The following is a 6,674-nucleotide window of genomic DNA, read 5'->3' as shown; positions in this document are numbered from 1 at the left end:
CGATGGGCTGGGAGAAGGATGGGATGAGGGGGAATAATTGGATGGTTTTTCGAATATTATTTCAATCCTTGCATCATGCTGAGCAGACACGTATTAGATTGATCGGCTGTTGCTCCGGTTATAACTGCAGACCATCGACGATAGACCATTGATCATGGCCGAAAGTTTCCCGAATGTCTACCGCCGCGTCCGCAGTAGGATGCCGTACCGCTGGAGCGGGTGACGGTGTCGCAGATCCGTACTTCCCACCTGGGCATCTTGGTATGACGGGGGTGTTTCCCTTCTTCTGGCGGAAGGGTTGGACGTTAATGTCGCGTGGTATCGAAGAGGACTTTATTCCTAAAAAAAAAAGGCAAGCCATAGCCATCCGGCGCCCTGGCGCCACTCGCGTCCTTGGCAAGATCGCAAACCGCGGACGCGAGCGGCGTTATCGTTTGATCTTCTGCGATGGTCCGTGGCCGATGGCCGATCGTCACGACCGATAAGGGCGATTCCCCCTCGTCAACCGTCCTTCAAGCTCGCTTCCAGAAAACTTTCCACATGGTAAACAAACACCTCCAGCTTTTCCCGCCGCCACAAGTCGTAGTCGAACCCCATCTTTTCGCAGAGCATGTCGAGGAAGGCAACCGGGTCGGGGACCTTCTCCCAAACTTGGGGGAGGAAGGTGGCGCGGCGCAAACCGCGGGCGAGGATGACGCCGTCCACTCCGGGATGCAGCAATCCGGGCAGTTGCTCCGGGTTGGAGTACCGGAGCGGTTCGGGGACGCTCAAGACGGAGATCTCGATCTCCAAATCCGGCAGTTCCGAATCAGCCAGCGGCGGGAAGCGGAAATCCCGGAACGCCGCGTCACCGGCGTGCTCCTGAACGTCTGCCGCCAAGCTTTGGCGGGCTTCCAGGCTGCCGATGCAGCCGCGCAGCTGACCGCCGCGGGAAAGGGTGACAAAACTGGCGCCGGGCGCCAGCAATTCTGGCGGCAGGGTTTCCGGATCCAAATGCGGCGCGGTTTCATTCTTTAATTGCGCCGCTATCGATTCCCTGGCCAGGGCCAACAGCCTGCGTTTGGATTGGTCGGATAGCATCCCGTCCCCTCCCCCGCCGCATTGTTACTCCCGTCGCCGCGACCGCCCCGTCCCGCTTGGCGGGAGAAGTGCGGAACCGTCGCTTATTCCGGGTTCTCGCCCCATTCGCCCGGGAATGCCTGGAGCGCCCGCTCGGCCGCGTTGGCGACGCTCGGATCTTTGTCGAAGCGTCGGGTACGGATCGCAGTCTGGGCTTCCTTGGTGCGGAATTCCACCAGCGCGATCAGCGCCTGCAGGCGCGACGGGCCGTTGGATTGTTCCTGCAGGCTGCCGTCCACCATGAGGTAACCCTGACGTGGATTTTTCATGATTTCGATCAGAACCGGAACGACGACGGAGTTCCGGATTTTCGTCAATTTTACAACCGCCGCATGGACGGTATCCAATTCTGCGGCGCGCACCGCGCGGAAGCGCAGGATCTGCACCAAGGTCCGGAGGCAGACGTCGGAGACCACCGGATCGGAATCCTGCGCGGCGGCCTCCAACTCAGAAAGGATGGAATCCTCCTGAGCCACGCCCGAACGATTGGCGAATTCCACCGCGACTTCCTGGCGCGTTACGGGACCGCCGTTGCGGAGGTCGTAGGAGGTTTTCGCGCGCTGGATGAGCCTGCCCACCGGAGTGTTGGAGGCGGCGGAAACGGTTTGGTTAAACAGCGCCGCCTTCTCTTCCGGATCCATCTCCAACAATTGCTTCGCCCGCTGGACGGCGGCGACCACCTCCGCATCCCCGCAGGCCAGGGATTCCTCCAGCGAGGCCAGCAGCGCCTTTTCTCCGGACGGGTTTTCGATCGCCCGCAGTCGGTCCCGCCAGATATTAACCTGTTCGGCAAGGAGAAGCTGTTTTTCTTTTAGGGTTTCCTGTTCCTTGAGGATTTTCGGCCGCTCCGTTTCCTCCTCTTCCGTCCATTTTCTGCGCAAAACCACAAGCCGATCGGCGAGACGGGTGAACTCCCTTTGAAGGGCAGTCACCTTCCGATCCAGCACCATGGCGAGTTCGCGCAATTCGAGGATGATCAAGGACGTCTCTCCGAGAGGAAATAGGACCGGCGGTCGAGATCCGGAAGCGGTCTTTGAATCATAGCCACTCGAAATGTCAGCGTCAAGTGGCTTTGCACAGCGGATGATACAATTTTACCAAGGATGGAAGTTATGCCCGGTGAAGCGGTGGATCTGCGGCGGCATGCCCGGCAGACGAAACAGCGGCTTATATTCGGGGGTTTGGCGCTGACCATACTTATAGGCACGGCGCTGATCGCCCTGACCTATGGTACGCCCGCCGCAATCTGCGGTTTGGCCTTCTTCCTCGCGGCGCTGATCCCCGTCGCGCTGATCGGGTTGGCGCTGTCCGTTATGCAATGGATCGCGGACCGCCTTTCCGGGAACGGCTCATGACGCCAGGCTTGCCAAATGGCATCTCATCGTAATCGGATCCTTCGATCGACCCTCGCGTTGGCCGGTGTCGCCGGTGTCGCCGCCGCCGCCTTTGTCCTTTGGCCGCGCGGAACCCCCGCCTTCCAAGACGAGCTTTCCCCGGCGGCTTCAACGCCTTCACTCGCCGTCCCGGCCTTTTATCCCACGCTTCTTCCGGATCGGCAGCAAATGTCCGTCCCGGCCGTCACCCCTGCGGCGGAAGTCTTGAGCGAGTTCAATCTGGAGAAGTTGGCCGCGGTTGGCCGGTTCGGCGGCGGATGGCCGGCGGCGGCCGATTTTTCGCCGGACGGCTCCCTGCTGGCGCTGGCTTCCGCGCGGGGAGTCGAAGTCTTCCGAACCGACGAATGGCGGGTGCAAACTGTGTTTCCCACCGACACCCCGGTCCTCGCCGTCCTCTTTTCCCCCGGCGGCGAATGGCTGGCGGCCGGACGGCAGGATGGGAAGGTGGTTGTCCTAGATACCGTTTCATGGAAAATCATCCTGCGGCTGGCCTGGCATTCGCGTCCGGTCCACGGGCTGGCTTTTTCCGGATGGAGCGGCGCCGGCAGTCAACCGGCCTACCTCGCCTCCGGGTCGGAAGAGGGCTCCGTCGTCGTTTGGGATATATCCTCCGGAATTGCCCGGCATAAATTCGAGAATCCTCTGCTGGGGTATTGGGGCTATGGAATCCGCAGCCTGGCTTTTTCCGCCGATGATTCGGTCCTGGTCACGGGTGGCGATCAGGGGTATCTCTCGCGTTGGGACCTTGCCACCGGCGAGGAGTTGCCGCGCCTGCAAACCCAATTCGGTCTGCTCTTCGGAGTCGCCTTCTCGCCGGACGGCGCCCGGCTGGCTTCCGCCTGCGGCGACGGGACGGTTCAGATTTGGGATTGGGACACGGAAGAACCGCTTGCCCTCCTGCCAGGCCATGCCTACGGGGCCTGGAGCGTCGCCTGGTCGGTAGACGGGAAGCGGTTGGCGACCTCCTCCGGCGACGGGATGGTGAAGCTGTGGGATGCGGAAACAGCGACTCTGGAGCGGGAAAGCGCGGCGGCGTTCACCAAAATCGACAGCCTGCGGTATTCCCCGGACGGCGCACGGTTGGCGGCGGTCTCGATCGGCGAACGGGCTTTGATCCTCGATGCCCGCTCGCTTTCGGTGACCCGCGAATTTTTGGATTTCACCGGCGGTTTGCGCTCCGCGGCGTTCTATCCGAGTGGCGAATGGGCGGCCATCAGCGGAGAAAACGGCCTGACCTACCTGTGGAATCTTTCCGGAGGCGAAGTGATCCCGCTCGGCGGGATCCGCCCGGCCAGCAAGGCGGACGTTGCCGCGGTGTTTTCACCGCGGGGGGAAATCCTGGCCGTGGCCGACGGCCTTGCCGGTATCCTGCGGATCTACGATTTGGCGGAGCTTTCCCCCCGCTCCGAGACGCGCGTGCCGGGGGTGCGAGCGGTGGCGTTCTCGCCCGACGGCGGAATTCTGGCTGCCGGCGGAAACGGGGAATTGACCGTGATCGACACGGCATCCGGAAAAATTCGGATCCTGAAGGTCGGATCCCGGATCACCGGCCTGACGTTCGTCGCAGGCTCCGAGGCTTCCTCCTTACGCTTGGCCGTCGCGATGGAAGACGGATCGATCCGGTTGTGGGATCCGGCCGCGCCTGAGAAGACGCCGCAGGTATTCTCGGACGGCGGAGGCTCTCCAGTCTGGTGCGTGGCCGGTGCCGGAACCTTGCTTGCCGCCGGCGACGACCGAGGCGACATCCGCATCTGGGATACCTCCAGCGGACAATTGCTGCGAACCGTTTCCGGGTACATGGGGTCGATCTTCAGCCTGGCGCTTGCGCCGGACGGCTCTTTGCTGGCGGCCGGCGGAATCCATGGTTCGATTCGATTCTGGTCGATGAACCGCGGAAGGCTGCTTCGAACCGTCCCCGCCCACAATGGATGGGTGAACGGCTTGGCGTTTTCCCCGGACGGCCGGCACCTAATGTCCGCCGGATCCGACGGCAGCGCAATCGTATGGGGCGTCCCGGGTTGAGCGGCCGCCGGGCGGAGTCGAAGGGATCGCAGGACTGCGAAACCTTTGCAGCGGCAAGCCCGCCGCTCCGCCCATGGTAAAATCGCCGGTCGGAAAAAACACTCGTAAATTCCTCCGTCGGAATCCGGCGGATCGAACGGGAGAGGATGATGAAAGTTGCGTTGGGATGCGATCATGCGGGGTTTCCGCTCAAGTCCATTGTGCTGGAAACCATCCGCCAATCGGGGCACCAGGTTCTGGACGTCGGAACGAATTCCCCCGAGCCGGTGGATTATCCGGACATCGCCGAAAGGGTGGGAAGGGCGATCGCGGAGAAGCGCGCGCAGCGCGGGATTCTCCTCTGCGGATCGGGCGTCGGAGCCTGCATCGCCGCCAATAAAATTCCCGGAATTTACGCGGGCGTATGCCACGATTCCTACTCGGCGCACCAGGGAGTCGAACACGACGATATGAACGTGCTGTGCCTGGGCGCCCGCATCATCGGACCGGAACCCGCGCGCGAGCTGACGTGCGCCTACCTCTCCGCGCGGTTTTCGAAGGAGGAACGCCACCGGCGCAGGGTGGAGAAAATCCGCCGGATCGAATCCGCAAACACAGGGAAAACCCCGCGATGATTACGAATCCATTAATCCGCCTGAACCGCCTGGGACAATCCGTTTGGTACGACAACATCCGCCGCGGGCTTTTGGAATCCGGCGAACTGGCCCGGATGGTCGCTGCGGGGGAGATCCGCGGCGTAACCTCCAACCCGACGATTTTCGAAAACGCGATCGTCCGCTCCGAGGAATACCAAGCCGCCATAGGGCGCCTCTCGAAGAAGCAATACACCGCCGAACAGGCTTACGAGGTACTCGCCGTGGAGGATATCCGCGCCGCGGCGGACGTGTTCCGGCCGGTCTTCGAGGAAAGCAACGGAGTGGACGGATACATCTCGCTGGAGGTCTCCCCCAACCTTGCGAACAATCCCGACGCGACCCTGCGGGAAGCCATGCGCCTGCACCAGACCGTGAGCCGCCCGAATCTGATGATCAAAATCCCGGGCACCTCGGCCTGCCTGGAATCCATCCGCAAAGCGATCGGGGAGGGAATTCCGGTGAACGTCACTCTCCTGTTCTCGGTCGAACGGTACCGCCAGGTGATGGAGGCCTACTTGTCCGGGCTGGAAGACCGGATCGCGCGCGGATTGCGCGTCGAGAAGATCGCTTCGGTCGCCTCCTTCTTCGTCTCCCGGGTGGACACGCTGGTCGACCGCCTGTTGGATCAGCTGGCGGGCGAAAGCGCGATCTCCGAGGGGACTCTGCGCGACCTGCGGGGAAAAGCCGCGATCGCCAACACGCGGTTGGCGTATCAGGCGTTTTCGGATTTCTTCCGCGGTCCGCGCTGGGTGAAAGCCACTGCCTTCGGAGCCCGGATTCAGCGCCCCCTCTGGGCTTCGACCAGCACCAAGGATCCCGCCTACCAGGACACCTACTACGTCGAGGCGCTCGTTGCGCCGACAAGCGTCAACACCATGCCGCCCGCGACCATCGACGCCTACCGCGACCACGGCGATCCGGCCTTGCGGATCGAGGCGGACTTGGAGAACGCCCGCGCCCACGCCGACAAGCTTGCCCGGGCGGGGATCGCTATGGAGCAGGTAACCCAACGGCTGGAGAGCGAGGGCGTACAAGCCTTCCAGAAGTCCTACGAATCCCTCCTGAGCGCCGTAAGAGAACGGCTTCCGGAATGATCGGACCGAGCCGCTCTTTATCGGATGCCTGGAGGCTGTCTATAAAGTAAATCAATGGTATTTGTGGAAAATTCCCAGCCGGAGATAGTCCGTCATTCCCGCGCCGGCCCTCCGCGCGTTCTTCGCCGGGGGTGGGTTTAGCGGGAATCCAGGGTTTCCATGGCTGGATGCCCGCTACGAACACCCCCGCTTCCCCCGGCATAGAGCATGCCGAGGGCAGGCGCAAGGGCGGGCGTGGGCATGACGATCCGGAGACAACCTAATGCCGTTTTGGGACAACCCCCGGCCAAAGCCTTTCCGGTGGGGATCGGATGGATTTGCATCAGAAGGCTTGCAGAACGGGTAACCTGCGGGTATAATGCCGCAGTTTCAGCGTTAACCGGGCGGGGTCGGGCTCGAGTTTTGAGTGC

At 62.3% G+C, this 6,674-nt stretch carries 6 protein-coding genes; 4 read left to right on the top strand and 2 right to left on the bottom strand.

The genetic code is table 11. From position 1 onward, the window contains the following. Positions 1-501: 501 nt before the first annotated feature. Both amrA and JW929_09390 read right to left on the bottom strand, forming a co-directional pair. Positions 502-1,080: an AmmeMemoRadiSam system protein A gene (gene amrA / locus JW929_09395; protein MBN1439610.1), complete on the bottom strand. Its 579-nt coding sequence runs from the start codon at positions 1,078-1,080 to the stop codon at positions 502-504. A gap of 83 nt (positions 1,081-1,163) precedes the next feature. After that, complete coding sequence (locus JW929_09390) at positions 1,164-2,099, bottom strand: hypothetical protein (protein ID MBN1439609.1); 936 nt, start codon at positions 2,097-2,099, stop codon at positions 1,164-1,166. Between the two features lie 132 nt (positions 2,100-2,231). On the opposite strand from JW929_09390, the gene JW929_09385 reads away from it, so the two are divergent. The 4 genes from JW929_09385 (at position 2,232) to tal (ending at position 6,264) form a co-directional block, all read left to right on the top strand. Next, complete coding sequence (locus JW929_09385) at positions 2,232-2,474, top strand: hypothetical protein (protein MBN1439608.1); 243 nt, start codon at positions 2,232-2,234, stop codon at positions 2,472-2,474. 15 nt (positions 2,475-2,489) lie between these two features. Further along, the gene (locus tag JW929_09380) at positions 2,490-4,535 is read left to right on the top strand and encodes a hypothetical protein (GenBank protein MBN1439607.1); all 2,046 of its coding nucleotides are present in this window, start codon (positions 2,490-2,492) and stop codon (positions 4,533-4,535) included. Between the two features lie 149 nt (positions 4,536-4,684). Next, entirely contained in the window at positions 4,685-5,149 is a 465-nt protein-coding gene (gene rpiB / locus JW929_09375) for a ribose 5-phosphate isomerase B (protein MBN1439606.1), read from the top strand. Continuing rightward, positions 5,146-6,264 (top strand): transaldolase, encoded by a 1,119-nt coding sequence (tal, locus tag JW929_09370; GenBank protein ID MBN1439605.1) that lies wholly within the window; start codon positions 5,146-5,148, stop codon positions 6,262-6,264. Before rpiB ends, tal begins: the two co-directional genes overlap by 4 nt. The last annotated feature ends 410 nt before the right edge of the window (positions 6,265-6,674 follow it).

The sequence above is a fragment of the Anaerolineales bacterium genome, assembly GCA_016928575.1.
In the GTDB taxonomy this organism is placed as follows: domain Bacteria; phylum Chloroflexota; class Anaerolineae; order Anaerolineales; family RBG-16-64-43; genus JAFGKK01.
The sequence above is the reverse complement of the archived record's forward strand: the minus strand, read 5'-3'. Positions and strand labels throughout refer to the sequence as shown.

Excerpts from the sequence above, each read along its gene's own strand:
- tal (MBN1439605.1), top strand. The coding sequence starts at position 5,146 with ATGATTACGAATCCATTAATCCGCCTGAACCGCCTGGGACAATCCGTT.
- JW929_09385 (MBN1439608.1), top strand. The coding sequence starts at position 2,232 with ATGCCCGGTGAAGCGGTGGATCTGCGGCGGCATGCCCGGCAGACGAAA.
- JW929_09380 (MBN1439607.1), top strand. The coding sequence starts at position 2,490 with ATGGCATCTCATCGTAATCGGATCCTTCGATCGACCCTCGCGTTGGCC.
- amrA (MBN1439610.1), bottom strand. The coding sequence starts at position 1,080 with ATGCTATCCGACCAATCCAAACGCAGGCTGTTGGCCCTGGCCAGGGAA.
- rpiB (MBN1439606.1), top strand. The coding sequence starts at position 4,685 with ATGAAAGTTGCGTTGGGATGCGATCATGCGGGGTTTCCGCTCAAGTCC.